This window comes from Bradyrhizobium sp. IC4059 (genome assembly GCF_020193615.1).
Taxonomy (GTDB): Bacteria; Pseudomonadota; Alphaproteobacteria; order Rhizobiales; family Xanthobacteraceae; genus Bradyrhizobium; species Bradyrhizobium yuanmingense.
In genome coordinates this window covers 309,048-333,507 of the sequence record NZ_JADYVH010000007.1, presented here as the reverse complement: position 1 = coordinate 333,507, position 24,460 = coordinate 309,048, and the positions used below count along the sequence as shown (strand labels likewise).

Sequence of the window (24,460 nt, the reverse complement as noted above, 5' to 3'; positions counted from 1 at the left end):
GGGGCCAATCAGGCAAACGCCAGGGGCTTGTAGCGGCGCCAGGCGCCGATGGTCAGCACGACGAAGAACACCAGCACGATGCCCTGCACCACGGCGAAGACCGGCCCCGATGGCGGCGCCGGGGGCACGGCGGGCGCGAGCGCGGCAAGTGCGGGCACCTTGAGGAACGACTGGATCACCAGCACGAAGACGTTGAAATAGAGCGAGATCATCGCGGTGACGATGTAGACCGGCCGCCAGACGCCGCCGAGCTTCATGCCGTAGAGCGCGAAACAGGCAATCGCGAGCAGCACCAGCGAGATGATGCCGATGATGTGCGAGGGCAGCAGCTCCTTGAATGGAAACAGGAAACCAGTCGCGCTGGTGAGAATGGTGAACAGCAGGAAGATCGCAGTCAGGCCCGGCATCGACTTCGAGCCAAGCAGGCCGAACATCACGACAAGCCCGGCGACGATGGCAATCAGGCTGATGATGACATGGATCAGCGTAAGGGCGGGCAGGCTTAGGCCAAGCACCATGACATCTCTCCTACTCTCGGCGTTGAGGTGACGAGAATAGTATTACGGTCCTCATCGGATTACCACCTGCGTTGTCGTCACATGCATGAGCGCAGCCATGCGTCATCGTGCGAAATCGAAAAACGCATGGCTGAACTTTTTGCAGCGCTGTCACAAACGACGGCAGGCTTTCGACGAAAGTTGAATCGAACTCACACGTTCTTGGTATCGAAGATCAGGATGTCGGCACCGCCGCTGGCGAATTTCGGCACGTCGGCGCCGGTCGCCTTGCCCTCCGGGCTGGCAAAGGCGGCCTGAACGTCGGCCACGCTGTCGAAGGTGAGGATGGCGACGAGATGGATTCCGGAAGGGCCTGCGGGAGATGCGACCGGCCCTTTGCTGACGGCGTAGTTCTTCAGGCCGGGAAGTTTCTTGGCGAGTGGAATGTGCGTCTCGGCATAGTACTTGTCGAAGGCGGCAGCATCCTTGGGTGTCTTGTAGAGCACGACGACTTCAGCCATTTGGTCCTCCCGTTGAATCGTTGTTTTTTCCGCGTGCGATTTGCCTCGCGACGAGGGGATAGTCACGCATTGCGCAGCAAGATGACAAGCCGGATTTGGCTTGCCATTGCCTTGCCTTGTCCTTGACTAAAGCGCCGGTTTTGCGGCGTCGCCGAGATAGCCATGCAGGGAGGCAACGACCTGCGCGCCCTCGCCGATGGCGCCGCCGACGCGCTTGACCGAGCCGGAGCGGACGTCGCCGACGGCGTAGACGCCGGGCACGGAGGTCTCCAGCGGCGCCACCAGCTTGCCCTGGTTCTGCTCCGACTGCGCGCCCGTGACCACGAAGCCGCCGCGATCGAGCGTCACGCCGCAACCGTCGAGCCAGGACGTGGCGGGATCGGCGCCGACGAACAGGAAGAGATTGCGGATGTCGGCGGAATCCTCGTCATCCGAGAGCCGGCTCTTCCAGCGGATGCGCCGCAGCAGCGAGGCCTCGTCGCCCTCGAGCGCGGTGATCTCGGTGTTGAACATCAGTTCGATGTTCGGGGTCGCTTCGATGCGCTCGATGAGATAGCGCGACATGCTGGCGCCAAGGCCGCCGCCGCGGATGATCATCAACACGCGTTTGGCATGGCCCGACAGGAACACGGCCGCCTGGCCAGCCGAATTACCGGCGCCGACCAGAGCCACCTCCTCGCCGGCGCAGAGTCGCGCCTCCACGGGCGATGCCCAGTACCAGACGCCGCGGCCCTCGAACTTGTCGAGGTTGGCGATATGGGGACGGCGGTAGCGCGCGCCGCTGGCGACCACCACCGAACGGGAGCGCAAGGTCTCGCCGCAATCCAGCGCCAGCGCGAAGGTGCCGTTGGCGCGCGAGCAATCCAGCGAGCTCACCGACATCGGAATCATGATGTCGGCGCCGAACTTCTGCGCCTGGGTGAAGGCGCGGCCCGCCAGCGCCTGGCCGGAGATGCCGGTCGGGAAGCCCAGATAGTTCTCGATGCGCGCGCTGGCGCCGGCTTGGCCGCCAAAGGCGCGGGTGTCGACGACCGCGACCGAGAGACCTTCGGACGCCGCATAGACCGCGGTCGCGAGCCCCGCCGGCCCGCAGCCGACGATGGCGACATCGTAGATGCGGTTGTCCTTGGCCCCGCCGATCATGCCGATGGCGCGGCCGAGCTCGGTCTCGCTGGGATTGCGCAGCACCGTGCCGCCGGCCGTGACGACGAGCGGCCAATCCTCCGGCTTCGGCGAATAGCGCGCGATCAGTTCGGCGGCGTCGTGCTCGCTCTCGGGATCAAGCAGATGATGCGGCTGGCCATTGCGGGTGAGAAAGCCCTGCAGGCGCACCACGCCCGCGGAGTTCGAGGGCCCGATCAGCACGGGGCCGCCGATGCCGCCCTGGATCAGATTGACCCGGCGCAGGATTAGCGCGCGCATGATGCGCTCGCCAAGCTCGGCTTCGGCCACCAGCAGCGCGCGCAGCCGGTCCGGCGGGACGAGCAGCACCTCGACATTGCCTTCGGCGCGACCGTCGACCAGCGCCGGCCTGCCCGAGAGCTGGCCAAGCTCGGCCAGAAATTGACCCGGCCCCTGATCGATCACCGGAGTGACGTGACCGAGACCGTCGCGCTGGGTGATGGCGACGTGGCCCGCCAGCACCACGAACATGCCGGGCCCGGGCTTGCCGGTCTCGAACAGCAACTCGCCGTCCGCATAGGTGCGGATTTCGCCGAAGTGCCTGATCCGTTCGATCTCGGCGGGCGTCAGCGCCGGAAAGGTCTGCTCGGGGCGGGTGAACCGCAACAGCTGCGCATCACGGTCGGTTCGTTGTGTTTCGTCCTGCCCCATGGCCACTGCATGCACTCCAAAATTTCCAGCCGCCGGCGTTCAACGAGAGGTCTTGCCGGCGGCCCCCTCATTTAGGGAACCATCGTCGTTCTGCGAGGGGTCGGTGCTTGCGGCGCGTTCGCGCGCCTGCAACTTCCGCCGCTTCAGGTTTTCGCGCAGCGCCGATTTCAGCCGGTCGTCCCGGGACGCCCTCGGCTGCCTCGCGCTCTTGTCAGTCTCGTCGCCCATCGCGGCTCCATCACAGCAACCGGCCACAGGATGCCATCGAAGTGTGGCAGCTCAAGAGGGTGAGGCGATAGGACCCCAAGCGAAACGCGAGATGGATCGAATCCGGCTCCCCGGCCAACTGACCAGTTGGGCAGGGATATCAGACCCCGAATCGGCATGAAGGCGGTCAGTCCGGACGAAAACGGGCATTTTGGCGCCGATATCGGCCCGATTTTCTCGTTTTGGCGGGGCTAGCAAGCTTGCGCAGGAGGGGGGCTTGTGGCAGATATCGGCCCGCTTGGTAGGCCCCTCGGGCGGCCGATTCTTGTCCCAGCACATGCTGCCGTAGCTCAGTGGTAGAGCACTCCATTGGTAATGGAGAGGTCGACAGTTCAATCCTGTCTGGCAGCACCAGCTTTCCTCACCGACGCGAGCCGTGTTGAACCAAGCCTTGTTGAACCAAGCCTTGTGCCTGGCCAGCGCGCCCGCAACACCCATGGATGCGATCGTGATCACACGCTCCCTGCCCTATGAAGGACTGCTCCACGAGATCGTCGAGCATAATGGCGTGCTCTATCTCGGCGGCATCGTCCCTGAAGATGCCGGGCTCGACATGGCCGGCCAGGCCGAGGATGTGCTGCGCCAGTTGAAGACCCTGCTCGAGGGGGCCGGCTCCGATCTGTCCTGCGTTCTGCAGGTGACGATCTTCGTGGCCGACCTCACTGAGAAGGCCGCGTTCAACCAGGTGTGGAAGCGCTATTTCACCGCGGAGCATCTGCCGGCGCGTGCCGCGATCGGCGTTGCGGATCTCGGCCCGGACGTCAAGCTGGAGCTGACGGCGATCGCCGCGCGCCGCTGATCCTCACGGGCGAGAAGAGCAAGTTCGGTCGTTTCGTCAGTCTTCCACACATGGCTTGGCATTCTCGCGGCCCGAAACGCCCGAGTTTTGCTCGTTTCCTTGTCCCTCTTCTATGAAGAGGGCGCAGGGAAGGCCGGGTGCCGGCTGGCACCCACGGTCCGCTGTGCGACAGCACACGCAGAAAACTGCACAGCGGCATACAGGTGAAGCCCAACACACGGCCTTCCCTGCGCAGTGGTTTGACGGCTTATGCCTGCTCTCCCCGGAGCCGAGTTCCTTCTGGCCTCCGTCACCTCGCGAATTGACGATGCCTCAAGGCCCGGTTGAGCCCAGATGCATCTCCGCAAGGCTTGACCGTAGCAACGACGGTCAGGACCACACGGTTTTGCCGTACGCAGCTTCCGGCTCCGCCAAGAGGCTTCGCCGGATGTTGGCGCCGTCCGTTCCGCACGCTGTGAGACCTCACGAGGTTCATCTCGCCCTGGTCCCGCCCCGCGTGCCCGACGCAGCCGCGTCCACCGCACCCTGGCCCTCGTTCGTGACGACGTACGATCGCCCCTCTCCCTGGGCCGGGATGAGCGATGGATACTGCAATTCCGAATTTCGGTAAAGTGGAATATATTTGCGGGAAGGGATTGACGGGGGCTGCGCGGGAGAGGCGGTGTTTTGCCCGACGGGCCAGAAGCGTTGCGATCGGTGTCCTTCCGGTTGCGCCTCTTCGAAAGGTTGCGGCCACACGGCACGTTGACCCCTCATTTCATGGTGCTAGTCTTTTCGCTCGCGACCTGTCCGGGAGGACACGATGGGATGGTTCGACCGCCTGTTTGGAAGGATGTCGGAGCCGACGATTCCTCTTCTTGCGAGATTTCGGCGGAAATCAAAAGCACCGACCGATCCTGATCTTTTGAAAATCGCCAAGGACCGGAAGGGACATGTTTCCCGCAGAGCCGTCAGGGACGAGTATAATCGGCTGGTCCTGGAGAAGTACGCGCACGACAAGTCGTGATGCGCGTCGAGGATCTCAGTAGCCCGTAGGATGGGTAGAGCGAAGCGAAACCCATCTGCTCCTTGTCGAGCACGAAACATGATGGGTTTCGCAAGGGCTCTACCCATCCTACGCACTGCGCACCATCAATGGTCGCCATTCATTTGCAGTGCTGCGAAGCGGTCGTCCGAACGGCGCAACCGCCGGCATAGCTCGCGATTGATGTTCTGCAGAACGATCACGTAGGCGTGGATGTCGGCCTTGTAGCAGGCATAGAGCTTTTGGGCCGTCAGCTCGTACAGCACGGTCGGCGCCTCCGCGATAACAGTGGCGGAGCGGTTCTGCATTTCGATCAGCGTCATCTCGCCGAAGAAATCGCCAGGCTCCAAACGCGATATCGGGATGACCCTGCCCGCATGCGTGCGTTTGCTCACCGCCAGCCGGCCGGACTTGACGATGAACATCGAACGTCCCGGCTCGCCCTCGGCCACAACGGTCGCGTCGGCCTCGAAGCGGCGCTCGACCAGCATCGAGATCAAGAGGTCGAGGCCTGCCTCCGAAAGCCCGCCGAAGAACGGCGTCGCCAGCAGGAACGCTTTCAGATCGGGGGACGTGACGAGCATTGCGCGAGGTTACGCCCGGTCGAAGGCTGCGGCAAGCTAAGCGGTGCAGCCAGGTTCCGTCATTGCGAGCGTAGCGAAGCAATCCAGGAATGTGTCCGCGGAAACAGTCTGGATTGCTTCGTTGCAAGGGCTCCTCGCAATGACGCGGCGAGAGATTTCACCTCTCGACTCTGGACCACTGCCGCGCGCAGCGAAACCCATCAGACTCGTGCGGTGGCGAAGATGATGGGTTTCGCAAGTGCTCTATCCATCCTACGGGCCGCACAGTGCGAGCTATTTGGGCCGGCGCCCCGTGATCGCGTGCGCGCGCGCAGTGCAGGTGATGCGGCCGTCCGCATGCGCCGGCAGGCCCGCACGCACCCGCGCGATGAGGGTCTCGACGTCCGCGGGCCTCATGGCGGCAACGGAAGGCCGGAGCGCGGGGGACTTCAGACTGATTGCCCAGAAGTCATCGAAACCTGAAAACGTCCGTTGCACCGTAATCTCTCGCGTTTGCACGTCCTCGAGACCTGCTCCTCGCCACAGGTCTCGCAACGCTTCCATGCGAGAGGCGTCCATCCGCGGCGGGCGCGTTGCCGGAATGCCCATCGCCTTCATCTCGTCGTAGATCGGGTCGAGCGGAAAGCCGCCGCCCAACATGTCCCACATATACGTCATGACCGCACCGCCGGGGACAACGACCCGCACCATTTCGCTGACGCCCCTGGCGGGATCCGGAACGAATACGAGAACCAACGCCATCACGGCCGCGTCGAAGCTGGCGTCGGCGAAAGGAAGTGCCATCGCATCGCCCTGGTGAAACTTTGCCACGCGCGCCGCAGGTCGTGTGCGCGCAAAAGCAAGCTGCTCGGCCGAGGGGTCAATGCCCTGGACCTCGGCGGGGTTGCAGCGCTCGACCAGGAGTTCAGTGAAGGCGCCGTTGCCGCAACCGATGTCGATCCACCGCAAGCCTGCAGGAGGTGCCAGCCAATCAAGGAATATCTCGCCTGCGAACCGGCTCCAGATTCCCATCATCTGCTCGTAGGCGGCACCGTCGTCGAAGCGAATGGTCTGCTCTGCCATGTCGAGATCCTCCCGGCCCGATGACGATGCTTGGCGCGCGCCATTCTGCGCACAAGAGATGGGACTGGGGAAGTGCCGGAGTGACCTGATCCGCGGATTATTGCCGCGCGACATTCTCCCCGCGCGGCGTCCTTCGCTTCCGCCACACCTGCAGGTCAATCATGACTTTCACGGCCGCCGCGAGGACGAGCGCACAGAGTGCCACCTTGGAGATCGTCTCCATCGTCCCCTCGATCAGCAGGCAATGGACCACGCTGCCTGCGACGATGACGATGGCGAGGGGAATATGGATGATGCGCCAGGTTCGCGGCCGCAATCCCAACCGCCTTCGCAGCAGAGCCAGGAACGCAACCGCGAAAATGGCCCACATCGCGATCACGCCGAAGGGAGAGAACGGCGTCGGCGATGAGAAGGTCAGTGCGTCCACCATGTCGGGCGGGCTGGTGATCCAGAGGCCGGCGACGTGGATCAGAATCGCGACAGCAAGCGCGCCGCCGATCCAGTGATGGGCGCGCCTGCCGCGATAGGCCGACAATCGCGGCAGGTAGCCGCCGATCAGCAAGGGCTGCACGAGCACGAGACCGAGGGCGATGATCCCGGCGAAGCCGGCGATAATGTAGACAGGATCGCGCCATGCCAGCTGCTCGCTGGCTGCAGCAAGCGCAACCGGCACGCCGATCGCCAAGCCAAGGGCGACCCAGATCAGGGGCGCCCGGGCCGATCTCCATCGCGTCATCTGCAAGTCGGGTTCAAGCCGGCTGCAGCACGAAGTGCGCCTCGAGGCTGGTCTCCTTGGCGCTCCGCATCACCGGCCGCAGGAAGACGGTCTTGAACTCGCCGCTGTCATAGGCGAGGTGGCCGTGCGGCTGGCCGAAGATCGGAATGATCTGCGGCATCTCCAGCCGGAACCTGCCGTCCTTGTCGGTGAGCGTTGCGCCGTGGCTCTGCGGCTCGTGCTCCCGCCCTTCGACCGTGTGGGCCCAGATCTGGATGCGCTGCCCGGCCAGCGGAGCCCCGTCGCCGGCGCGGCGCACGGTGCCGCTCATCCAGAAACCGCCCTTGCCGATCCGCTCCACGATCGCCGCGCCCTTGCGGTAATTGTTTGCGCCGCCCGACATCGACTCGGTCGGCGCGAGGCCGTTGGCGCGGGCGGGCAGCAGGACGCCGGAAGCACCGGTTGCGAGGAGAGTGCCGCCGGCGACGAGGAGAGTGCGGCGGTTGAAGACGGCCGTGGTCATATCGGTTCCTCCTGGCGGCGCTGTCGGCAAGCTACAATACCAGGTGCAAAACGCCCAGTTGGCGCGAGGGGCGTCAGCGGCTGCAATAACAGTGTTGTGAACGGGGGCGGAACGCTTGAGCAGCCTAGGATGGGTAGAGCGCAGCGAAACCCATCGAGAGCTTTCGATGAGGTTACATGATGGGTTTCGCTGCGCTCTACCCATCCGACGCGCCGACATTACATGTCATGTCCATATCCTCCTCTTCCGGACTCCCTCTCATGATCCCCTTCTCCGTGCTCGACCTCGCCCCCATCTGCCAGGGCGGCGATGCGGCGCAGGCTTTTCGCAACTCGCTCGATCTGGCCCGGCATGCGGAGAGCTGGGGCTTCAAGCGGTTCTGGCTGGCCGAGCATCACAACATGACGGGCATCGCGAGTGCTGCGACGTCCGTGGTGATCGGACATGTCGCGGGGGGCACCAAGACGATCCGGGTCGGCTCCGGCGGGATCATGCTGCCGAACCACTCGCCGCTGGTCATCGCCGAGCAGTTCGGCACGCTGGAATCGCTCTATCCCGGACGGATCGATCTCGGGCTCGGCCGCGCGCCGGGCACCGACCAGTTCACCGCGCGGGCGCTGCGGCGCGACCTTGCCACCACGTCCGAAAACTTCCCGCACGACGTGCTGGAGCTGCAGGCGCTGCTCGGCGATGTGCAGCCGAACCAGGCGATCCGCGCCGTGCCCGGCATGGGGACCAAGGTCCCGCTGTGGATTTTGGGATCGAGCACCTTCGGCGCGCAGCTTGCCGCGATGCTCGGCCTGCCGTTCGCGTTCGCCTCGCATTTCGCGCCGCAGATGATGATGCCGGCGCTGCGCGAATATCGCGCCCGCTTCGAGCCCTCGGCACAGCTCGACAAGCCCTATGCGATGATCGGCGTCAACGTGTTCGCAGCCGACAGCGATGAAGAAGCGCAGCGGATGTTCTCCTCGCTGCAGCAGGCGTTCATCAACCTCCGCCGCGGCACGCCCGGCCCGTTGCCGCCGCCGGTGGACGACATGGACGCGCTGTGGTCGCCGGCGGAGAAGGCCGGTGTTGCGCAGGCGCTGTCATGCACGGCGGTCGGCTCGCCCGCTACAGTCGAAGCGAAGCTGAAGGCGCTGATCGCCGAGACCGGCGCGGACGAATTGATGACGACGGGGCAGATCTACGACCACGCCGCACGGCTGCGCTCGTTCGAGATCGCAGCAGAGGTGCGAGATAGGCTGGCGAAGCAGCCGGCGGTGTAAGGGCGGGTGACCACGCCGTCATTGCGAGCGCAGCGAAGCAATCCAGATTGCCACCGCAGCAAGACTCTGGATTGCTTCGTCGCAAGAGCTCCTCGCAATGACGACAGAGGAAGTTCGGGCTAATCCGGAAAGCCGAACAGCTTGGCCGGATTGTGCACCAAAATCTTCTCCAGCTCCGCCTGGTCGGACGCGTAGCGGTACATCAGCTCGAGCAGATCGGCGTCGTTCGGCGGCTGCTTCACCGAGACCGGATGCGGCCAGTCGCTGGCCCAGACGCAGCGATCGGGAGCCGCCTCGATATAGGCGCGCGCGATCGGGATCACGTCGTCGTAAGGAGGACCGGCTTTCGAAGTCTTCTCGCCGAGTGAGAGCATGACCCAGAAATTGCCCCTGGCGAGCAGCTCCAGCATCTTGCGCAGGTTCGGATCGTTCTTGCCGGCCTCGGGGTCGGGGCGCGCCATGTGGTCGATCAGCACGGGCACGTCGAGGTTCTCGTATTTGGCGACGCTCGAGACGATGCCGTCCTTCTCCGGCTGGATCTTGACGTACCAGCCGAGCTCGCGGATGCGGGCGATGGCACGGGCGAAATCGGCATCCGACAACACGGCGCCGAGCTCCTGGCGGAAGCTGAAGCGCGCGCCGCGCACCCCTGCGTCGTGCAGCTTGGCGAGATAGGCATCGTTCGCTTCCGCGAACACCAGCGCATTGGCGCAGCCGCGATAATTCGGGCCCATCGCGGCAAGGCCGTCGAGCACGACGGCGTGGTCGGCGCCGTAGGTCGTGGTCTGCACGATGATGCCGCGCTCGATGCCGAGCGTCTTGTGCATGCGCAGCGCCGCTTCCCAGGTCGCGGTCGGCATCCGATAGGCGGCGCCGGGACGCTCAGGATATTTCTCGATCGGACCCAGCACGTGAAACTGGCTGTCGATGGTCTTCGGCGGCGGCGCCTTGCTTGGGCGGCGCGGGTTGGGGTCGAACGGCAGATAGGTCGGCATGCGAGCGCTCCTTCAGTCGATCACGGCGGTGAAGTCGCACTGCACCAGCGCGCCGCCATCCATGTTGTCCATCGGCAGCGCGTGGCGCGCGGGGCGCGAATGCTCGTCCGGAAACATCTTCAGCCACTCGACATTGAGAGGGCCGCGGTTGCCGCGGTCCTTCAGCCACACCGTCATCTTGATGATGTCGGAGGTCGAGCCGCCAGCTGCCTCCACCGTCGCCTTCATATGCGCGAACATGTTGGCGCATTGGGCATCCAGGCTTTCGGGCATCGCATTGGTCGCGGGATCGCGGCCGAGGATGACGCCCGACATCACGAGATTACCGATGCGGCAGGCGTTCGGAATCGGGTTGACGTGCTTGAAGCCGCCGATGTGGACGCTCCTGCGCCGCGTTTGACCACTCATGGTTCGCTCCCTGCTCGTTATTGCTTCAGACGAATTGGCACGACACCGAGCCGAAGGCGCCGTAGTCGGCATGGAAAGTGTCTCCGCGGCGGATGTCGACGGGCCGCGTGAACGATCCCGCCAGCACGACCTCGCCGGCTTTGAGATGCTCGTCATGCGGTGAGAGGCGGTTGGCGAGCCAGGCGATGCCGTTGGCGGGGTGATTGAGCACGCCAGCGGCAAGCCCGGTCTCCTCGACCTCGCCGTTGCGGAACAGCAAGGCGCCGATCCAGCGCAGATCCGCATCCATCGGGCGGATCGGCCGGCCGCCGAGCACCAGCGCGGCATTGGCCGCGTTGTCCGAGATCGTGTCCATCACCTTGCGGGTCCTGCCCGTCTCGGGGTCGACGCGGTGCATGCGCGTCTCCAGGATCTCCAGCGCAGGCGTGACGTAGTCGGTGGCGTTGAGCACGTCGAAAATGGTGCAATCGGGCCCGCGCAGCGGCGCCTTCAGCACGAAGGCGAGCTCGACCTCGATGCGCGGCGCGTGGAAGCGGTCGAACGGAACAGGCGTGGCATCGGCGTAAAACATGTCGGCGAACAGCACGCCGTAATCGGGCTCGTTGATGCCGACCGCGTTCTGCATCGCCTTCGAGGTCAAGCCGATTTTGTGGCCCTTGATGATTCGGCCGCGGCCGAGCTGGAGTTTCGTCCAGGCGCGCTGGACCGCGTAGGCGTCCTCGATGCTGAAATCCCGATATTCTTTCGTGAACATCGGGATCAGCGTCTTGGTGCGCTCGGCTTCGTCGAGGCGCGCGGCGAGGCGTTCGATCGTGGCGGAATCCAACATCGTTTACTGCTCCGCCGCCACGGTGTTGCGCAGCACGCCGATGCGGCTGGACTCGACCTCGACGACGTCGCCGTCCCTCAGCCAGCGTGGCGGATCGAACCGCGCACCCGCGCCGGTCGGCGTGCCTGTCACGATCATGTCGCCAGGCTTGAGGGTCGCGAAGGTCGAGAGATAGGAAATCAGGAAATCGAACGGGAACATCAGCCGTTCCGTCGTGTCCTGCTGCCGCACCTCGCCGTTGACGCGCGTAGTGATGTCGTGAGGCCCGCGCGGGTCGAGCTCGTCAGACGTCACGATCCACGGGCCGATGCTGCCGGAGCGATCAAAATTCTTGCCCTGCGTGACGTTGAACTTGCCGTGGCGCAGCCAGTCGCGGATCGTGCCCTCATTGCACAGTGTCATGCCGAAGATGTGCGACCACGCTTTTTCGCGCGGAATGTGGCGGCCGCCCCGCCCGACCACGATGACGAGCTCGCCTTCATAGTCGAGCTGGTCCGAAACCTTCGGCTTCTCGATCGGCTGGCCGGAGCCCGTCATCGAGGACATGCTGCGCACGAACAGGCTGGGATATTTGGGCAGGTCCGAATTGTCTTTATACTCAGCGTTGCGCTCGGCGTAATTGACGCCGATGCACCAGAGCTTCTCCGGTGCCAGCACCGGCGGCAGCAGAACGAGCTGGTCCAACGCATGGTCCGGCTTCTGGCCCGCGACGGCTTCCTGCGCTTCAGCGAGCGCATTGGCCGCGATCAGCGCCTTCACGTCCGAATAGTCGCGGCCGATGCGCCTGGTCAGATCGACCACGCCGCCGTCCACGGCCGCGCCGTAGCGCGCCTCGCCGTCCAGCAGATAGCTCAGCAGTCGCATTGTATGTCCTCCGATGATCTTGGGGCGGCGGCCGGCGATGAGGCCCGCACGCTCAGTCTTTCGACTTGGGAGTCTGGAACACGCTGCCCAGCGTCACGATCTCGCCGAGGCGGGCGTAGCGCGGCCCGCCGATGCGCGCGATCGGGTCGAGCGCCCTGGTCTCGACCTTGCCGTCGTTGACGAGACCGTCGCGCAAATGGAACAGCACGACCTCGCCGACGATGAGCCGGCTCTTGGCGTCACCGAATTCGAGGCACTGCCGGAATCGGCACTCCATCGCGACCGGCGCGGCGGCAAGCCGCGGCACCTTGATGCGCTCGCTCACGAGCGTCTCCAGGCCGAGATGCTCCACCTCGCTGATCTCGGGCGGATGCTCGACCGATGAGTCGTGCACGGCATTCATCAGCGGCGTATCCGCGATGTGGATCACATATTCCTCGGTATCGAGGATGTTGTGCGCGGTGTCCTTGTAGTCGGCGCCCTTGCGGCCGACGCTGATGGCGAGCATCGGCGGCTTCTGCGAGACGAAGGTGAAGGCGCTGAACGGAGCGAGATTGAGCACGCCCGTAGCTGACAAGCTCGTCACCCAGGCGATCGGGCGCGGCACCACGATGCCGGTCATCAGGCGGTAGATGCGCTCGGCGCCGAGCTCGGTCGGATCGATCCGCATCGATCAGTCCGCCCTGATATTGGCCTTGCGCACCACCGGAATCCACTTGGCGTCCTCGCGCTCGAGATAGGCCCTGAATTCGGCCGGCGTCATCGGCGTGGCTTCGCCGCCGAGCTTTTCGAACTTGTCGACCACGGCGGGGTCTTTGAGAATCGCGACCAGCGTCTCGTGCAGCTTCTCGACGATGGGCGCAGGCGTGCCAGCGGGCGCGAACAGGCCGGTGAAGGTCTGGCCGTCGAAGTCCTTGTAGCCGAGCTCGGCGAAGGTCGGCACGTCGGGCAGCGATTTCAATCGATGCGGTGAGGTGACGGCGAGCGCGCGGAACAGGCCGGCCTTGATGTGCTGGAGGCTGACCGTGAGCTGGTCGAAGGCGAACTGCACCTGACCGCCCAGGAGATCGTTGATGGCCGGCGCATTGCCGCGATAATGCGCCGTGACCCATTGCAGGCCGAGATTCGACTGCATCAGCTCGCTGAGCAGATGGTTGGTGGTGCCGGGACCGGGCGAGGCCATGGTCAGCTTGCCGGGCTCGCGCTTGGCGAGGTCGAGAAACTCCTTGAGCGTGGTCGCCTGCACCGAGGGATGAACCTCGAGCACCAGCGGCGTCATCGAGATCGTCGAGATCGGGAGAAAGTCCTTCTTCCAATTGTAGGCGTCGCGCTTGTTGATCTCGGTCGCGAACAGCACCGGGCCGTTGGCGCCGACGAACAGCGTGTAGCCGTCGGGCGCCGATTTCGCGAAGGCTTCGCCCGCGATCATGCCGCCGGCGCCGGCCTTGTTCTCGATGACGAAGGGTTGGCCGAGCTTTTCCTGGAGCTTGTCGGCGACGATGCGCGCGGCGCTGTCGACATTGCCGCCGGCGGGATAGGGCACGATCAGCTTGACGTTGCGCGCCGGCCATTGCTGGCCGGAGGCGGGTCCCGCCAACATTGCGGCTGCTGCAGCGATGGCAATCCAGATTAATCTCATGTTAACCTCCCGGCGGCGCTTCCAATTCCATATCGGGCGCAGACTTTCGTGCATGGCATCCCGATCGGAGCGCAATCTCCAGATGCGCGCTTGCCCTGTCGAGCGAATTGTGGCGTTCTTGTCCATATTATGGACAAACGACGCGCAACGAAATCCACCCGCAGCGCCGTGGAGCCGCGACATGGCGCGCAGGCGATCCGGCGCGCGCTCGCGGTGCTGCGCATCCTGGCCGCAGGGCGCGAGGACGGTGTGCCATTGGCCGAGGTGGTCCGCACGACCGGGCTCACCCGCCCCACCGTGCATCGCATCGTCCACGTGCTGATCGAGGAAGGCATCGTCGAGCGGCACGGCCGGAGCGGCCGCTACGCGATCGGCAACCAGGTACCGGAACTGGCGCTGGCGCGTCCGCGGCCATCGCGGCTCTTGGTCGCCGCAAATCCGTCGCTGCAGCGCGCCTCCGCCGCGATCGGCGACACGCTGTTCCTGACGGTGCGCACCGGCAACGACACGCTCTGCGTCGATCGCCGGATCGGCGTCTACCCGATCCAGGTGCTGTCGATCGAGGTCGGCGCGCGCCGGCCGCTCGGCGTCTCAAGCGCCGGCGTTGCCATTCTCGCCGCAATGCCGGCGCAGGAGGCGCGAAAGATCGTCGCGGCGAACGAGAAGCGGTTCGTGGCCTACCGGACCGACGTCGCGACCGTGCTCGGCGAGGTCACCGCCGCCAGGCGGCTGGGATATGGCATGAGAGAGATCGGACTGGTGCAGGGGACGAAATCGATCTCGACCTGGATCAAGACGCCGGACGGGCAACCGGCTGCAGCGATGACCGTCTCCGCCGTTCGCACGAGGCTCGGGCCAAGGCGCGAGCAGGAGGTCGCGGAGATCCTGCTGCGGGAGGCGCGGATCATCGAGCAGGCGATCGGGGGGTGAAGCGCGGACGGCGCCTCTTCGCCTCTCCCCGCTTGCGGGGAGAGGCCGGAATTTGCGCAGCAAATTCCGGGTGAGGGGGAGCCTCCGCGAGTGCAGCTGCCACCATCTTCGTGGAGAGAGCCCCTCACCCCAACCCTCTCCCCGTAAGAACGGGGCGAGGGAGCGCACCGCCGGCGCGGCTGGAGCTCGCTTCAAACCCAGCGCTGTCAATGGGCTGACGTACCGCTCCGTTTTGTGGCACAACGGCCGCCATCGCCGACCGATCAACGAGGCCACGCATGCCCGCGCCGAAACCGCCTGCCTTCGAGACCCTGAGCCTGCATGCGGGCCAGCATCCGGATCCCACGACCGGCGCCCGGGCGGTGCCGATCTACCAGACCACGTCCTACGTGTTCCAGGATTCCGATCACGCCGCCGCGCTGTTCAATCTGGAGCGCGCCGGCCACATCTATACGCGCATCTCCAATCCGACCACCGGCGTGCTGGAGGAGCGGCTTGCGGCGCTGGAAGGCGGCGTCGGCGCGATCTGCACGGCGAGCGGCCAGGCGGCGCTGCACCTCGCCATCGCCACGCTGCTCAATGCCGGCGACCACATCGTGGCGTCGAGCTCGCTCTACGGCGGCACCATCAACCTCTTGGCGCACACGCTGCCCCGCTTCGGCATCACCACCACCTTCGTCAAGCCGCGCGATCTCGACGCGTTCCGCACAGCGATCAAGCCGAACACGAAGCTCGTGATCGGCGAGACCATCGGCAACCCTGGCCTCGAGGTGCTCGACATCCCGAAGGTTGCGGCGATCGCGCATGAGGCCAAGATTCCACTTCTGATCGACAACACCTTCGCCACGCCCTATCTCAGCCGCCCGATCGAGCTCGGTGCCGACATCGTGATGCATTCGGCAACCAAATGGATCGGCGGCCACGGCATTGCGATCGGCGGCGCTATCGTGGACGGCGGCCGCTTCGACTGGCGCTCCTCCGGCAAGTTCGGCGTGCTGACCGAGCCCTATGGCGGCTATCACGGCATCGTCTTCGACGAGCAGTTCGGCACCGCCGCTTTCATCATGCGCGCCCGCACAGAAGGCCTGCGCGATTTCGGCGCCTGCCTGTCGCCGACCAACGCGTTCCAGCTGCTCCAGGGCGTCGAGACGCTCGGCGTGCGCATGGACCGGCATATGCAGAACACGCATCTGGTGCTGGAGGCGCTGAAGTCCAACAAGGCCGTGGACTGGGTGCTGCACCCGTCGCTCGAGGACCATACGGACTACCAGCTTGCCAAGACGCTGCTGCCGCGCGGTGCCGGCTCGATCGTCTCCTTCGGCATCAAGGGCGGCCGGCCTGCCGGACGCAAGTTCATCGAGAGCTTACGCATGATCAGCCATCTCGCCAATGTCGGCGACGCCAAGACGCTGGTGATCCATCCGGCCTCGACCACGCATCAGCAGATGGATGCCGAGCAGCTCAAGGCGGCCGGCATCGGCGAAGAGCTGGTGCGGCTCTCGGTCGGCATCGAGACCGCAAGCGACATCATCGACGACCTCAACCAAGCGCTGCGCATCTCGCAAAAGGCCTGACACCATGAAGCTCTCCGTCAACGGCACCGATGTGTTTGTCGCAACCGGTGGCCGCGACTTCGACAAGTCCCTGCCCGCGGTCGTCTTCATCCACGGCGCCGGCTTCGACCATTCGACCTGGGCGTTGCATACGCGCTGGTTCGCCCATCACGGCTTTGCCGTGCTGGCGCCCGACCTGCCCGGCCACGGCCGCTCTACTGGGCCTTCGCTCGGCAGCATCGCCGAGATGGCCGACTGGACGGCGGCGCTGCTCGATGCGGCGGGCGCCGCAAAGGCGCATCTGATCGGTCACTCCATGGGCTCGCTGATCTCGCTGGAGACCGCCGCGCGACATCCCAACAAGGTGTCAGCGCTGAGCCTGATCGGCACCGCCGCGACCATGACGGTGGGTCCGGATCTGTTGAAAGCCGCCGAAGCCAACTCGCAGGATGCCAACGACATGGTCTCGATCTGGGGCCTCGGCTTCAACGCGGAGCTCGGCGGCAGCCTGGCGCCGGGCCTGTGGATGCATGGCGGCGCGCAGGCGGTGCTCAGGGCATGCGAGCCGGGCGTGCTGTTCAGGGATCTGTCGGCCTGCAACTCCTATACGAATGCGCTTGCCGCTGCGGCGACCGTGAAGGTGCCGACGACGCTCATCCTCGGCGAGCGGGACATGATGACGCCGGCGAAGGCCGGCAAGGCGCTCGCCGCGGCGATCCCGCATGCAAAGACCGTCGTGGTGCCCGGCGCCGGCCACATGATCATGGCCGAGCGGCCGGACGAGCTGCTGGCGGCGCTGAGGAACTAAAGTTGTCTACGCATGATCTTTCCGGAAAACCGCTTCGCACTTTTCCGGATCATGCTTTAGGCGGATCAATCTTCCGTCTTGCGCGTTGCGGTCAGACATCCCTCTCACTCAAGAAGGGAACTGGACCATGCCGAGACAGGAAGTCATTCGCAAAGCCAGGCAAGACAAGCGCGCCGGCAAGTCGGCCAGCACGCAGGCCGGCGAATTCGTCAAGGACGAGATCGACAGGATCCGGAAAGGCAAGCACGGCGCACGCTCGACCAAGCAGGCCATCGCGATCGGCCTCTCCGAAGCGCGTCGCGCCGGTGTCGATCTGCCGCCACCGCGCAAGGGAAGCACTAAGAAGTCGACGCGCCGTAGTGCCAAGTACGCTTACGAGGTCGGCCAGGGCAAACGCACGCCGAAGCGGAGGCCAAAAGTATCGCGCGCCGCCACGAACGCTCTGAAGAAGGAACCGCGATCGACCGCATCGCGCAGTGCGCTGTCGAAACAGGCCAAGCGAGCCGCAAGCCGCCGAACCGCAGCGTCCCGTTCAGCCGCCGCGCGCAAGGCAAGCCACACCAAGGGTGCCAAGGTGCGCTCCGCCGCCGCGAAGAAGGCGGCGCGCACCAGGGCGCGCCGCCAGAGCTGATCAGCTCAGGCGGCGTCAGGCGTATTCATCTGGCGCGGTCAGAAGTGGTCGGCACCACATCGCGGGCGTCTGTGGGGTGGGCAAAGCGAGGCGTGCCCACGATTTCTTCGCCGCGTTGGGCAGGTCGTGGGCACGGCGCAAATGCGCCTTTGCCCACCCTACGATTCCGTCGATCGTGGAAAGAGACGGCTCACTCACCACATCGTCGCGGCGGCGCGCTCCGGCCAGATGCGGTCGTATTCCGCGCCGCCGACTTTGTTGTCGCTCATCTCCGCAAGAATCTGCCCCGGTGTCGGCAGCGTCTTCGGATCGACGCGCTTGTCGGGATTCCAGAGATCGGCGCGGACGATGGCGCGGGCGCACTGGAAGTAGATCTCGTCCACGTTCATCACCATGACGCTACGCGGCGCCTTACCCTCGACCTTGAACGAGGCCAGCAGCTCCGGATCGATCGACAGATGCGCGCGGCCGTTGGCCCGCACCGCATTGCCCGAGCCGGGGATCAGGAACATCAGCGACACGCGCGGGTCGCGCACGATATTGCGCAAGGAATCGACTCGGTTGTTGCCGCGGCGGTCGGGCAGCATCAGCGTCTTGGGGTCGTGGATGCGGACAAAGCCGGGCAGATCGCCGCGCGGCGAGCAGTCGATGCCTTCGGGCCCGATGGTGGCGAGCGCGGCGAACGGCGCCTTCTCGATGAAGATGCGGTAGAGCGGGGTGACGTGGTCGGCAACTTTGACGGTCGAGGCATCGTTCGTGACGCCGTAGATGGCCTCCAGCTGCTCGACCGTTTCAATCACCGTCATTCCACTCTCTCCGTGTTATTGCCCGCAACTAATCTTGCCAGCCTTGATTCCTGATCACGCGCACGAGCTGGCGGCTGTGATAGTCGGCGCTGCCGGCATTGAGGATGGTGACATCGGCGTGTGCCGAGGCGTCATCGACGCTGCGCGACAGCCGCTCGGCGATGTTGCCATCGCTTTTCCGGGCGCGCGCGGCAAGCCGCTGCGCCAATACGTCCGGCGGCGCCGTGATCGAGACCACCACGACGTTGGCATAGGCGCGGCGCAAGGCAGCGATCACGGTGCGTGAGACGTTGGCAACGATGGTGCGGCCCGCGCGGACGTCGTCGTTGATCTCGAGCGGCAGTGCATAGGAATGCCCATGCGCCTCCCAGTGCACGGCAAAGTCGCCGTGCTCGCACGCGCGGCGGAATTCGTCGGGACTGACCGCGATATTGTCTTCATCGGCCGAGGACGCACGCGTCACGATGCGGCGCGGGAAGACGATGTCGGGATCGTCGCTGCAAGCCGCCTGGGCCAGCCGCAGCAAGGTATCCTTGCCGGCGCCGCTGGGGCCGACCACGAGCACGAGCCGGCCGGGGCCGATCGCACCCGTCTCGCCTTCGCCCGTGGCCGCCATCTCGCTCATGCGACGCGGTGTCCTTCGCGCCAGACGCTGCGGACCACGGGAACGTGGCCTGCGACATGGACGCGGATCAGATCGGCGCGCTTGCCGGTCGCGACCTCGCCGCGGTCGGTGAGGCCGACCGCTTCGGCGGGCGCTTTCGTCACGGTGCGGACCGCGGCCGGAAGGCTGATCGCGGGCACATGCTCGGGCAATTGCAACGCGGCCATCAAAAGGCTCGACGGAATGTAATCCGACGACAGGATGTCGAGCAGGCCCTCGCGGGCGAGATCGACCGCGGCGATGTTGCCGGAGTGCGAGCCGCCGCGCACCACGTTCGGCGCGCCCATCAGGATGTCGATGCCGGCCTGGTGCAGGCCGCGCGCGGCCTCAAGCGTGGTCGGGAATTCCGCGACGGAGACGCGGTCGCGCACGGCGTCCGCGACGTTCTCCTCGGTGGTGTCGTCGTGGCTCGCTAGCGGAATGTTGTACTGATGCGCCAGCGCTACGATCTCGCGCATGTTGGCCGCGGCGTAGAGCCTCTGATACTCGAAGCGCTTTGCGAATAATTCGTCGAGCTCGGCATCGGTCTTGCCGCCGCCCTTGCCGCGGTAATAGTCGCGCAGCTTGACCTCGTCGCGAAACTGGCGTTGGCCCGGCGTGTGGTCCATCAGCGACATCAGCTTGACGTCGGGACGGTCGATCAGCTCCTTGGCCTCCTCGACCACGCTCGGCATCGGGATCTCGCAGCGCAGATGCAGGAAGTGATCGGCGCGCAGCAGGTTGGCCTCGCGCGCGGTGGTGATCGCGGCGGCGAGCACGCCGGCGCGGCCATCGACCTCCTCGGCGCCGTCCTCGCGCCAGACCCGGAGCGAATCGAACACGGTGGTGATGCCCGAGGTCGCGAGCTGGCCGTCATAGGAGATGACGGCGGCGACAGGATTCCAGAACACCTTTGGCCGCGGCACGTAATGCGCCTCGAGATGGTCGGTGTGGAGTTCGATCAGGCCGGGCATGATCAGATCGCCGCCGGCATCCTCGGCACCCGCGGGCGCAGTCCCCTCGCCGATCTCCGCAATGCGGCCGTCGGCAAGCGCGAGCCAGCCCTGTTCGATCACCCGGTCAGCCAGCACGATCCTGGCGTTGGCGATCACGGATTCCTTCTTCATTTCCCCATTCCTTCAGGCCGCGGCGGCAAAGCCGGTGACGTCGACGATGCGGTCGGCAATCAAATGACGGATTTCGTCGTCATGGACAATGGCAACCATGGCGACGCCCTGACGTTTCTTTTCAGCGACCAGCTCGACCACCACGGCGCGATTGACCGCATCGAGCGAGGCGGTCGGCTCGTCCAGCAGCAGGATCGGCAGCTCCGAGATGAAGCCACGGGCGATGTTCACGCGCTGCTGCTCGCCGCCGGAGAAGGTCGCGGGGGGAAGCTGCCAGAGCCGCTCGGGGATGTTGAGACGATGCAGCAGCTCGCCGGCGCGCGCCTGTGCCTCAGTCCGGCTCATGCCATTCGCGATCAGCGGCTCCGCGACGACGTCGATGGTGGCGACGCGCGGCACCGCGCGCAGGAACTGGCTGACATAGCCGATGGTGGAGCGGCGGATGTTGAGCACCTGGCGTGGCTCGGCGGTGGCAAGATCGACCACTTTGCCGCGATGGCGGATGCCGATGCAGCCGCTATCGCAGCGATAATTGCCGAAGATCATCTTCAGGATGGACGACTTGCCGGCGCCCGACGGCCCCGACAGCACGACGCACTCGCCTGGATTGACCTGGAAGGTCACGCCGCGCACGACAGGCAGCTCGATGCCGCCCTGCAGGTGCATCGTAAAGGTCTTGCCGGCGTCAGTGATGTCGATCATGGCGGTCATTGGAAAGCTCATATCGTGAAGTTCATGGCGGCAGGATCGAGGAGACGAGGAGCTGGGTATAGGGCTCGCGCGGGTCGTCGAGCACCTGGTCCGTGAGACCGGTCTCGATGACGCGGCCGCCTTTCATCACCATCACGCGGTGCGACAAGAGGCGCGCCACCGCGAGATCGTGGGTGACGATGATGACGGCGAGGTTCAGCTCGGCGACGAGGCTGCGCAAGAGATCGAGCAGGCGCGCCTGCACCGATACGTCAAGGCCGCCGGTCGGCTCGTCCATGAACACGAGCCGCGGCTCGGTAACGAGGTTGCGGGCGATCTGGAGGCGCTGGCGCATGCCGCCGGAATAGGTGCGCGGCGCATCGTCGATGCGCGCGACGTCGATCTCGACGCGCGTCAGCCAATCCGACGCGGTCTCACGGATGCGGCCGTAGTGATTCCACCCCACCGCCATCAGCCGCTCGCCGACATTGGCGCCGGCCGAGACTGCCATGCGCAGGCCCTGCGCGGGGTCTTGATGCACAAAGCCCCAATCGGTGCGGAACAGGAAGCGGCGCTCGGCCTCGCCGAGCGTCGTGAGATCGCGGGTGACGCCATCACGCATCCGATAGGACACATGGCCTGCACTCGGCGCGAGCTGGCCCGACAGCATTTGCAGCAGCGTCGACTTGCCCGAGCCGGATTCGCCGACGATCGCCAACACCTCGCCGGGATAGAGCGAGAACGACACGTCGCGACAGGCATTGATGCGGCCGAACGACTTGCTGAGGGATTTTGCGACCAGCAGCGGCTCGTCGTTCTCGACCAGATTCTGATCAGCCATTCGCGGCCTCCTGCGCCTTATCCTTGTACGGCGCGGCACTGAGGCTGCCGTGATGGCCGGCGGCCTGGCGGCCCTCGCAATAATCCGTATCCGAGCACACGAACATGCGCCCGCCCTTGTCGTCGGTCACGATCTCGTCGAGATAGGAATTCTCCGCGCCACAGAGCGCGCAGGGCGCGTTGAAGCGGTAGGGCTCGAACGGGTGATCCTCGAAATCGAGCGACACCACCTGGGTGTAGGGCGGGATGGCGTAGATGCGCTTCTCGCGGCCGGCGCCGAACAATTGCAGCGCCGGGGAATTGTCCATCTTGGGATTGTCGAATTTCGGCGTCGGCGACGGGTCCATCACATAGCGCGCGTTGACCTTCACCGGGTAGGCATAGGCCGTGGCGATGTGGCCGAAGCGTGCGATGTCCTCGTAGAGCTTCACATGCATCAGGCCGTATTCGGCGAGCGCGTGCATGCGCCGCGTCTCGGTCTCGCGCGGCTCGAGGAAGCGCAACGGCTCGGGGATCGGCACCTGATAGACCAGCACCTGGTTCTCGTTCAGCGCCGTCTCGGGGATGCGGTGACGGGTCTGGATCACGGTTGCCTCGTCCGTCGCCGTCGTGGTCGCAACGCCCGCGGTCTTGGCGAAGAATTTGCGGATCGAGATCGCGTTGGTGGTGTCGTCGGAGCCCTGGTCGATCACCTTCAGCACGTCCTGCGGCCCCAGGATCGCGGCGGTGACCTGCACGCCGCCGGTGCCCCAGCCATACGGCATCGGCATTTCGCGACTGGCGAACGGCACCTGATAGCCGGGGATGGCGATCGCCTTGAGGATCGCGCGGCGGATCATCCGCTTGGTCTGCTCGTCGAGATAGGCGAAGTTGTAGGCGGGCGCGTTCATTCCGCGGCCTCCTTCATGGCATCGGGCGCATTGGCATCGGCAAACTCTTGCCGCAACTTTCGGAGCAGGCCGAGCTCGGACTGGAAGTCGACATAGTGCGGCAGCTTTAGGTGCTCGACGAAGCCGGTCGCCTGCACATTGTCCGAATGCGACATCACGAACTCCTCGTCCTGCGCCGGGGCCAGCGCCTCCTCGCCGAGCTCACGGGCGCGCAGCGCGCGATCGACCAGCGCCATCGACATGGTTTTGCGCTCGCTCTGGCCGAAGGCGAGGCCATAGCCGCGGGTGAAGCACGGCGCCTCGGTCGCGGAGCCCTTGAACTGGTTGACCATCTGGCACTCGGTCAGCTCGATCGCCCCGAGCGGCACGGCAAAGCCGACGTCTTCCGCGACGAATTCGACCTCGACCTCGCCGAAACGGATCTCGCCGACGAAGGGATGGTTGCGGCCGTAGCCGCGCTGGGTGGAATAGCCCATCGCGAGCAGAAAGCCTTCGTCACCACGCGCGAGGTTTTGCAGGCGCAAATCACGGTCCGCGGGGAAATTCAGCGGCTCGCGGGTGAGATCGCCGACGCTGGCGCCGTCCTCGGCTTCCGGCGATGCTTCGATCAGCCCGTCGCGGCCGAGAATGTCTGTCACGCGCGGCGTCGGCGCGGTGGAGGCTTCGGCCGCAGCCGGCCTCTCCGGCACAAAACCTTGGGCGAGCGATGGATCGAGCAGGCGGTGCGTGTAGTCGAAGGTCGGACCCAGGATCTGGCCGCCGGGAATGTCCTTGAAGGTCGCCGACACCCGCCGCTGCACCCGCATGATGCCGGTGTCGACCGGCTCGCTGGCACCGAAGCGCGGCAGCGTGGCGCGGAAGGCGCGGACCAGGAAGATCGCCTCGATCAAATCGCCGCGCGCCTGCTTGATCGCAAGCGACGCGAGCTCGCGGTCATAGAGCGAGCCTTCGCTCATGACGCGATCGACGGCCAGGCCGAGCTGCTCCGAGATCTGGTCGAGCGTGATTTCCGCAACGCTCTGGTCGCCGCGCCGCTTATGCGCGAGCAGGCGATGGGCGTTCTCGATGGCGCGTTCGCCGCCTTTGACTGCGACATACATGCTTCTAGCTTCCCTTGCTCACGACGCGCGTGGTGCGGGGGATCGCGACCACAGCGTCATCGGCGACCAGCACCACATCGATGCCGCGCGGAAACAGCGCCTCGTTGATATGCAGGCGCTCGAACAGGTCGAAAGGCTTGATCGACGCCTGCAGCGTGGCGACACCGTCAATGCCGGGGCCGCGCAGTTCGAAGCTGCGCCCGGCGGCGAGGCTGTCGACCTGGATGACCACCGTGGTCGAACGGTCCGGATACTCGCTGGTGCCGAACGCGAAGCGCTCGAGCGCAGGCAAGGCGCCGCCGTCACTGATGAGCGCGAAGGAAGCGATCGACGAATCCTGCACGACCGGCGCGCCGGTGTGGAACTTCAGCCACTTCGTCACGTCCGAGCTTTCCGCCATCCGCGCATCGAGCCAGAGCGGCGTGTCGTGATCGAACAGCGTCAGCGCGATCGCGGCGGTGCCGCGCATCATCGGCCCTGGCGCCCCCGCCATCGGCACGATGCGCTGGACCGAGCCGGGCCGCGCCATGGCGTCCATGACCGAGCGAAACGTCGATTGCGCCGACAGCACCTTGTCGGCGAAACCCGGCGGCAGTTCCGCAATCGTGGTCATG

Annotated in this window: 29 protein-coding genes and 1 tRNA gene; 8 read left to right on the top strand and 22 right to left on the bottom strand. The window is 65.5% G+C overall.

The features are described 5' to 3' along the window. Positions 1 to 8: 8 nt before the first annotated feature. The 4 genes from I6F12_RS23520 to I6F12_RS23505 all read right to left on the bottom strand — a co-directional run bounded on the left by I6F12_RS23520 (position 9) and on the right by I6F12_RS23505 (position 3,079). Positions 9 to 518, bottom strand: coding sequence for a hypothetical protein (locus I6F12_RS23520; RefSeq protein WP_036014365.1), 510 nt, complete (start codon positions 516 to 518; stop codon positions 9 to 11). Between the two features lie 191 nt (positions 519 to 709). Next, positions 710 to 1,018 carry an EthD family reductase gene (locus I6F12_RS23515; protein WP_036014366.1) on the bottom strand — a complete coding sequence of 103 codons (309 nt, stop codon included), beginning with the start codon at positions 1,016 to 1,018 and terminating at the stop codon, positions 710 to 712. 126 nt (positions 1,019 to 1,144) lie between these two features. Further along, positions 1,145 to 2,851, bottom strand: a complete 1,707-nt coding sequence (locus I6F12_RS23510; protein ID WP_225124446.1) for an FAD-dependent oxidoreductase — start codon at positions 2,849 to 2,851, stop codon at positions 1,145 to 1,147. A 39-nt stretch (positions 2,852 to 2,890) separates the two neighbouring features. Continuing rightward, the gene (locus I6F12_RS23505) at positions 2,891 to 3,079 is read right to left on the bottom strand and encodes a hypothetical protein (protein ID WP_036014369.1); all 189 of its coding nucleotides are present in this window, start codon (positions 3,077 to 3,079) and stop codon (positions 2,891 to 2,893) included. Positions 3,080 to 3,397: 318 nt separating this feature from the next. On the opposite strand from I6F12_RS23505, the gene I6F12_RS23500 reads away from it, so the two are divergent. From I6F12_RS23500 to I6F12_RS23490, 3 genes are all read left to right on the top strand, one after another. Beyond that, positions 3,398 to 3,472: transfer RNA gene (locus I6F12_RS23500), tRNA-Thr, on the top strand. 94 nt (positions 3,473 to 3,566) lie between these two features. After that, positions 3,567 to 3,917: a RidA family protein gene (locus I6F12_RS23495; RefSeq protein ID WP_225157317.1), complete on the top strand. Its 351-nt coding sequence runs from the start codon at positions 3,567 to 3,569 to the stop codon at positions 3,915 to 3,917. Between the two features lie 802 nt (positions 3,918 to 4,719). After that, positions 4,720 to 4,923 (top strand): hypothetical protein, encoded by a 204-nt coding sequence (locus tag I6F12_RS23490; protein ID WP_036026980.1) that lies wholly within the window; start codon positions 4,720 to 4,722, stop codon positions 4,921 to 4,923. Positions 4,924 to 5,048: 125 nt separating this feature from the next. On the opposite strand, the gene I6F12_RS23485 is transcribed toward I6F12_RS23490, so the two are convergent. The 4 genes from I6F12_RS23485 to I6F12_RS23470 form a co-directional block, all read right to left on the bottom strand. Next, the gene (locus tag I6F12_RS23485) at positions 5,049 to 5,525 is read right to left on the bottom strand and encodes a cyclic nucleotide-binding domain-containing protein (protein ID WP_036014373.1); all 477 of its coding nucleotides are present in this window, start codon (positions 5,523 to 5,525) and stop codon (positions 5,049 to 5,051) included. Positions 5,526 to 5,798: 273 nt separating this feature from the next. After that, positions 5,799 to 6,587: a class I SAM-dependent methyltransferase gene (locus I6F12_RS23480; protein ID WP_225157316.1), complete on the bottom strand. Its 789-nt coding sequence runs from the start codon at positions 6,585 to 6,587 to the stop codon at positions 5,799 to 5,801. 97 nt (positions 6,588 to 6,684) lie between these two features. After that, positions 6,685 to 7,323: a ferric reductase-like transmembrane domain-containing protein gene (locus I6F12_RS23475; protein WP_225157315.1), complete on the bottom strand. Its 639-nt coding sequence runs from the start codon at positions 7,321 to 7,323 to the stop codon at positions 6,685 to 6,687. Between the two features lie 13 nt (positions 7,324 to 7,336). Next, entirely contained in the window at positions 7,337 to 7,825 is a 489-nt protein-coding gene (locus I6F12_RS23470; RefSeq protein ID WP_225157314.1) for a Twin-arginine translocation pathway signal, read from the bottom strand. 260 nt (positions 7,826 to 8,085) lie between these two features. On the opposite strand from I6F12_RS23470, the gene I6F12_RS23465 reads away from it, so the two are divergent. Then, positions 8,086 to 9,093, top strand: a complete 1,008-nt coding sequence (locus I6F12_RS23465) for an LLM class flavin-dependent oxidoreductase (RefSeq protein WP_225157313.1) — start codon at positions 8,086 to 8,088, stop codon at positions 9,091 to 9,093. A gap of 119 nt (positions 9,094 to 9,212) precedes the next feature. Here the strand turns inward: I6F12_RS23465 and I6F12_RS23460 are convergent, their stop codons facing one another. From I6F12_RS23460 to I6F12_RS23435, 6 genes are read right to left on the bottom strand one after another with little or no spacing between them, the layout of a single operon-like run. Then, positions 9,213 to 10,088, bottom strand: coding sequence for an amidohydrolase family protein (locus I6F12_RS23460; RefSeq protein ID WP_225157312.1), 876 nt, complete (start codon positions 10,086 to 10,088; stop codon positions 9,213 to 9,215). A gap of 12 nt (positions 10,089 to 10,100) precedes the next feature. Further along, positions 10,101 to 10,496 carry a RidA family protein gene (locus I6F12_RS23455; RefSeq protein ID WP_225140540.1) on the bottom strand — a complete coding sequence of 132 codons (396 nt, stop codon included), beginning with the start codon at positions 10,494 to 10,496 and terminating at the stop codon, positions 10,101 to 10,103. Between the two features lie 25 nt (positions 10,497 to 10,521). Then, positions 10,522 to 11,325, bottom strand: a complete 804-nt coding sequence (gene hpaH / locus I6F12_RS23450) for a 2-oxo-hept-4-ene-1,7-dioate hydratase (RefSeq protein WP_225157311.1) — start codon at positions 11,323 to 11,325, stop codon at positions 10,522 to 10,524. 3 nt (positions 11,326 to 11,328) lie between these two features. Next, positions 11,329 to 12,189, bottom strand: a complete 861-nt coding sequence (locus I6F12_RS23445) for a fumarylacetoacetate hydrolase family protein (protein WP_225157310.1) — start codon at positions 12,187 to 12,189, stop codon at positions 11,329 to 11,331. 52 nt (positions 12,190 to 12,241) lie between these two features. Further along, positions 12,242 to 12,859 (bottom strand): flavin reductase family protein, encoded by a 618-nt coding sequence (locus I6F12_RS23440; RefSeq protein WP_225150933.1) that lies wholly within the window; start codon positions 12,857 to 12,859, stop codon positions 12,242 to 12,244. A gap of 3 nt (positions 12,860 to 12,862) precedes the next feature. Beyond that, entirely contained in the window at positions 12,863 to 13,828 is a 966-nt protein-coding gene (locus I6F12_RS23435) for a tripartite tricarboxylate transporter substrate binding protein (protein ID WP_036014388.1), read from the bottom strand. 129 nt (positions 13,829 to 13,957) lie between these two features. On the opposite strand from I6F12_RS23435, the gene I6F12_RS23430 reads away from it, so the two are divergent. From I6F12_RS23430 to I6F12_RS23415, 4 genes are all read left to right on the top strand, one after another. Then, positions 13,958 to 14,758: an IclR family transcriptional regulator gene (locus I6F12_RS23430; protein ID WP_225157309.1), complete on the top strand. Its 801-nt coding sequence runs from the start codon at positions 13,958 to 13,960 to the stop codon at positions 14,756 to 14,758. A 278-nt stretch (positions 14,759 to 15,036) separates the two neighbouring features. Continuing rightward, positions 15,037 to 16,332 (top strand): O-acetylhomoserine aminocarboxypropyltransferase, encoded by a 1,296-nt coding sequence (locus I6F12_RS23425; protein ID WP_128264909.1) that lies wholly within the window; start codon positions 15,037 to 15,039, stop codon positions 16,330 to 16,332. Positions 16,333 to 16,336: 4 nt separating this feature from the next. Further along, positions 16,337 to 17,119: an alpha/beta hydrolase gene (locus I6F12_RS23420; RefSeq protein WP_225144931.1), complete on the top strand. Its 783-nt coding sequence runs from the start codon at positions 16,337 to 16,339 to the stop codon at positions 17,117 to 17,119. Positions 17,120 to 17,246: 127 nt separating this feature from the next. Then, entirely contained in the window at positions 17,247 to 17,750 is a 504-nt protein-coding gene (locus I6F12_RS23415; RefSeq protein ID WP_036026948.1) for a DUF6496 domain-containing protein, read from the top strand. Between the two features lie 194 nt (positions 17,751 to 17,944). Here I6F12_RS23415 and I6F12_RS23410 read toward each other — a convergent pair whose 3' ends face one another. Genes I6F12_RS23410 through phnH form a run of 8 tightly spaced genes read right to left on the bottom strand, consistent with a single transcriptional unit; the run spans position 17,945 to position 24,459 of the window. Further along, positions 17,945 to 18,556, bottom strand: a complete 612-nt coding sequence (locus I6F12_RS23410; protein ID WP_036026947.1) for a pyridoxamine 5'-phosphate oxidase family protein — start codon at positions 18,554 to 18,556, stop codon at positions 17,945 to 17,947. Between the two features lie 28 nt (positions 18,557 to 18,584). Then, entirely contained in the window at positions 18,585 to 19,181 is a 597-nt protein-coding gene (phnN, locus tag I6F12_RS23405) for a phosphonate metabolism protein/1,5-bisphosphokinase (PRPP-forming) PhnN (protein ID WP_225157308.1), read from the bottom strand. Beyond that, on the bottom strand, positions 19,178 to 20,326 hold the full coding sequence (locus tag I6F12_RS23400; protein WP_036014396.1) for an alpha-D-ribose 1-methylphosphonate 5-triphosphate diphosphatase: 1,149 nt from the start codon (positions 20,324 to 20,326) through the stop codon (positions 19,178 to 19,180). The genes phnN and I6F12_RS23400 overlap by 4 nt, the downstream gene beginning before the upstream one ends. Before the next feature lie 12 nt (positions 20,327 to 20,338). Then, the gene (gene phnL / locus I6F12_RS23395; protein WP_036039779.1) at positions 20,339 to 21,037 is read right to left on the bottom strand and encodes a phosphonate C-P lyase system protein PhnL; all 699 of its coding nucleotides are present in this window, start codon (positions 21,035 to 21,037) and stop codon (positions 20,339 to 20,341) included. A gap of 22 nt (positions 21,038 to 21,059) precedes the next feature. Continuing rightward, a complete protein-coding gene (gene phnK, locus I6F12_RS23390) occupies positions 21,060 to 21,857 on the bottom strand; it encodes a phosphonate C-P lyase system protein PhnK (RefSeq protein WP_036014398.1) in 798 nt (265 codons plus the stop codon). Continuing rightward, positions 21,850 to 22,746, bottom strand: coding sequence for an alpha-D-ribose 1-methylphosphonate 5-phosphate C-P-lyase PhnJ (locus I6F12_RS23385; protein ID WP_036014400.1), 897 nt, complete (start codon positions 22,744 to 22,746; stop codon positions 21,850 to 21,852). Before I6F12_RS23385 ends, phnK begins: the two co-directional genes overlap by 8 nt. Then, positions 22,743 to 23,846, bottom strand: a complete 1,104-nt coding sequence (locus I6F12_RS23380; RefSeq protein WP_225157307.1) for a carbon-phosphorus lyase complex subunit PhnI — start codon at positions 23,844 to 23,846, stop codon at positions 22,743 to 22,745. Before I6F12_RS23380 ends, I6F12_RS23385 begins: the two co-directional genes overlap by 4 nt. A gap of 4 nt (positions 23,847 to 23,850) precedes the next feature. After that, positions 23,851 to 24,459, bottom strand: a complete 609-nt coding sequence (phnH, locus tag I6F12_RS23375) for a phosphonate C-P lyase system protein PhnH (RefSeq protein WP_036026934.1) — start codon at positions 24,457 to 24,459, stop codon at positions 23,851 to 23,853. Between the last annotated feature and the right edge of the window lies 1 nt (position 24,460).

Coding starts and splice junctions, on each gene's coding strand:
- I6F12_RS23515 (WP_036014366.1), bottom strand. CDS start 1,018: ATGGCTGAAGTCGTCGTGCTCTACAAGACACCCAAGGATGCTGCCGCC.
- I6F12_RS23415 (WP_036026948.1), top strand. CDS start 17,247: ATGCCGAGACAGGAAGTCATTCGCAAAGCCAGGCAAGACAAGCGCGCC.
- I6F12_RS23485 (WP_036014373.1), bottom strand. CDS start 5,525: ATGCTCGTCACGTCCCCCGATCTGAAAGCGTTCCTGCTGGCGACGCCG.
- I6F12_RS23480 (WP_225157316.1), bottom strand. CDS start 6,587: ATGGCAGAGCAGACCATTCGCTTCGACGACGGTGCCGCCTACGAGCAG.
- I6F12_RS23380 (WP_225157307.1), bottom strand. CDS start 23,846: ATGTATGTCGCAGTCAAAGGCGGCGAACGCGCCATCGAGAACGCCCAT.
- I6F12_RS23400 (WP_036014396.1), bottom strand. CDS start 20,326: ATGAAGAAGGAATCCGTGATCGCCAACGCCAGGATCGTGCTGGCTGAC.
- I6F12_RS23460 (WP_225157312.1), bottom strand. CDS start 10,088: ATGCCGACCTATCTGCCGTTCGACCCCAACCCGCGCCGCCCAAGCAAG.
- I6F12_RS23420 (WP_225144931.1), top strand. CDS start 16,337: ATGAAGCTCTCCGTCAACGGCACCGATGTGTTTGTCGCAACCGGTGGC.
- I6F12_RS23385 (WP_036014400.1), bottom strand. CDS start 22,746: ATGAACGCGCCCGCCTACAACTTCGCCTATCTCGACGAGCAGACCAAG.
- I6F12_RS23410 (WP_036026947.1), bottom strand. CDS start 18,556: ATGACGGTGATTGAAACGGTCGAGCAGCTGGAGGCCATCTACGGCGTC.
- I6F12_RS23435 (WP_036014388.1), bottom strand. CDS start 13,828: ATGAGATTAATCTGGATTGCCATCGCTGCAGCAGCCGCAATGTTGGCG.
- I6F12_RS23490 (WP_036026980.1), top strand. CDS start 4,720: ATGGGATGGTTCGACCGCCTGTTTGGAAGGATGTCGGAGCCGACGATT.
- I6F12_RS23465 (WP_225157313.1), top strand. CDS start 8,086: ATGATCCCCTTCTCCGTGCTCGACCTCGCCCCCATCTGCCAGGGCGGC.
- phnL (WP_036039779.1), bottom strand. CDS start 21,037: ATGACCGCCATGATCGACATCACTGACGCCGGCAAGACCTTTACGATG.
- I6F12_RS23505 (WP_036014369.1), bottom strand. CDS start 3,079: ATGGGCGACGAGACTGACAAGAGCGCGAGGCAGCCGAGGGCGTCCCGG.
- I6F12_RS23430 (WP_225157309.1), top strand. CDS start 13,958: ATGGACAAACGACGCGCAACGAAATCCACCCGCAGCGCCGTGGAGCCG.
- I6F12_RS23475 (WP_225157315.1), bottom strand. CDS start 7,323: ATGACGCGATGGAGATCGGCCCGGGCGCCCCTGATCTGGGTCGCCCTT.
- I6F12_RS23520 (WP_036014365.1), bottom strand. CDS start 518: ATGGTGCTTGGCCTAAGCCTGCCCGCCCTTACGCTGATCCATGTCATC.
- I6F12_RS23445 (WP_225157310.1), bottom strand. CDS start 12,189: ATGCGACTGCTGAGCTATCTGCTGGACGGCGAGGCGCGCTACGGCGCG.
- phnK (WP_036014398.1), bottom strand. CDS start 21,857: ATGGCTGATCAGAATCTGGTCGAGAACGACGAGCCGCTGCTGGTCGCA.
- I6F12_RS23425 (WP_128264909.1), top strand. CDS start 15,037: ATGCCCGCGCCGAAACCGCCTGCCTTCGAGACCCTGAGCCTGCATGCG.
- hpaH (WP_225157311.1), bottom strand. CDS start 11,325: ATGTTGGATTCCGCCACGATCGAACGCCTCGCCGCGCGCCTCGACGAA.
- phnH (WP_036026934.1), bottom strand. CDS start 24,459: ATGACCACGATTGCGGAACTGCCGCCGGGTTTCGCCGACAAGGTGCTG.
- I6F12_RS23440 (WP_225150933.1), bottom strand. CDS start 12,859: ATGCGGATCGATCCGACCGAGCTCGGCGCCGAGCGCATCTACCGCCTG.
- I6F12_RS23510 (WP_225124446.1), bottom strand. CDS start 2,851: ATGGGGCAGGACGAAACACAACGAACCGACCGTGATGCGCAGCTGTTG.
- I6F12_RS23455 (WP_225140540.1), bottom strand. CDS start 10,496: ATGAGTGGTCAAACGCGGCGCAGGAGCGTCCACATCGGCGGCTTCAAG.
- phnN (WP_225157308.1), bottom strand. CDS start 19,181: ATGAGCGAGATGGCGGCCACGGGCGAAGGCGAGACGGGTGCGATCGGC.
- I6F12_RS23470 (WP_225157314.1), bottom strand. CDS start 7,825: ATGACCACGGCCGTCTTCAACCGCCGCACTCTCCTCGTCGCCGGCGGC.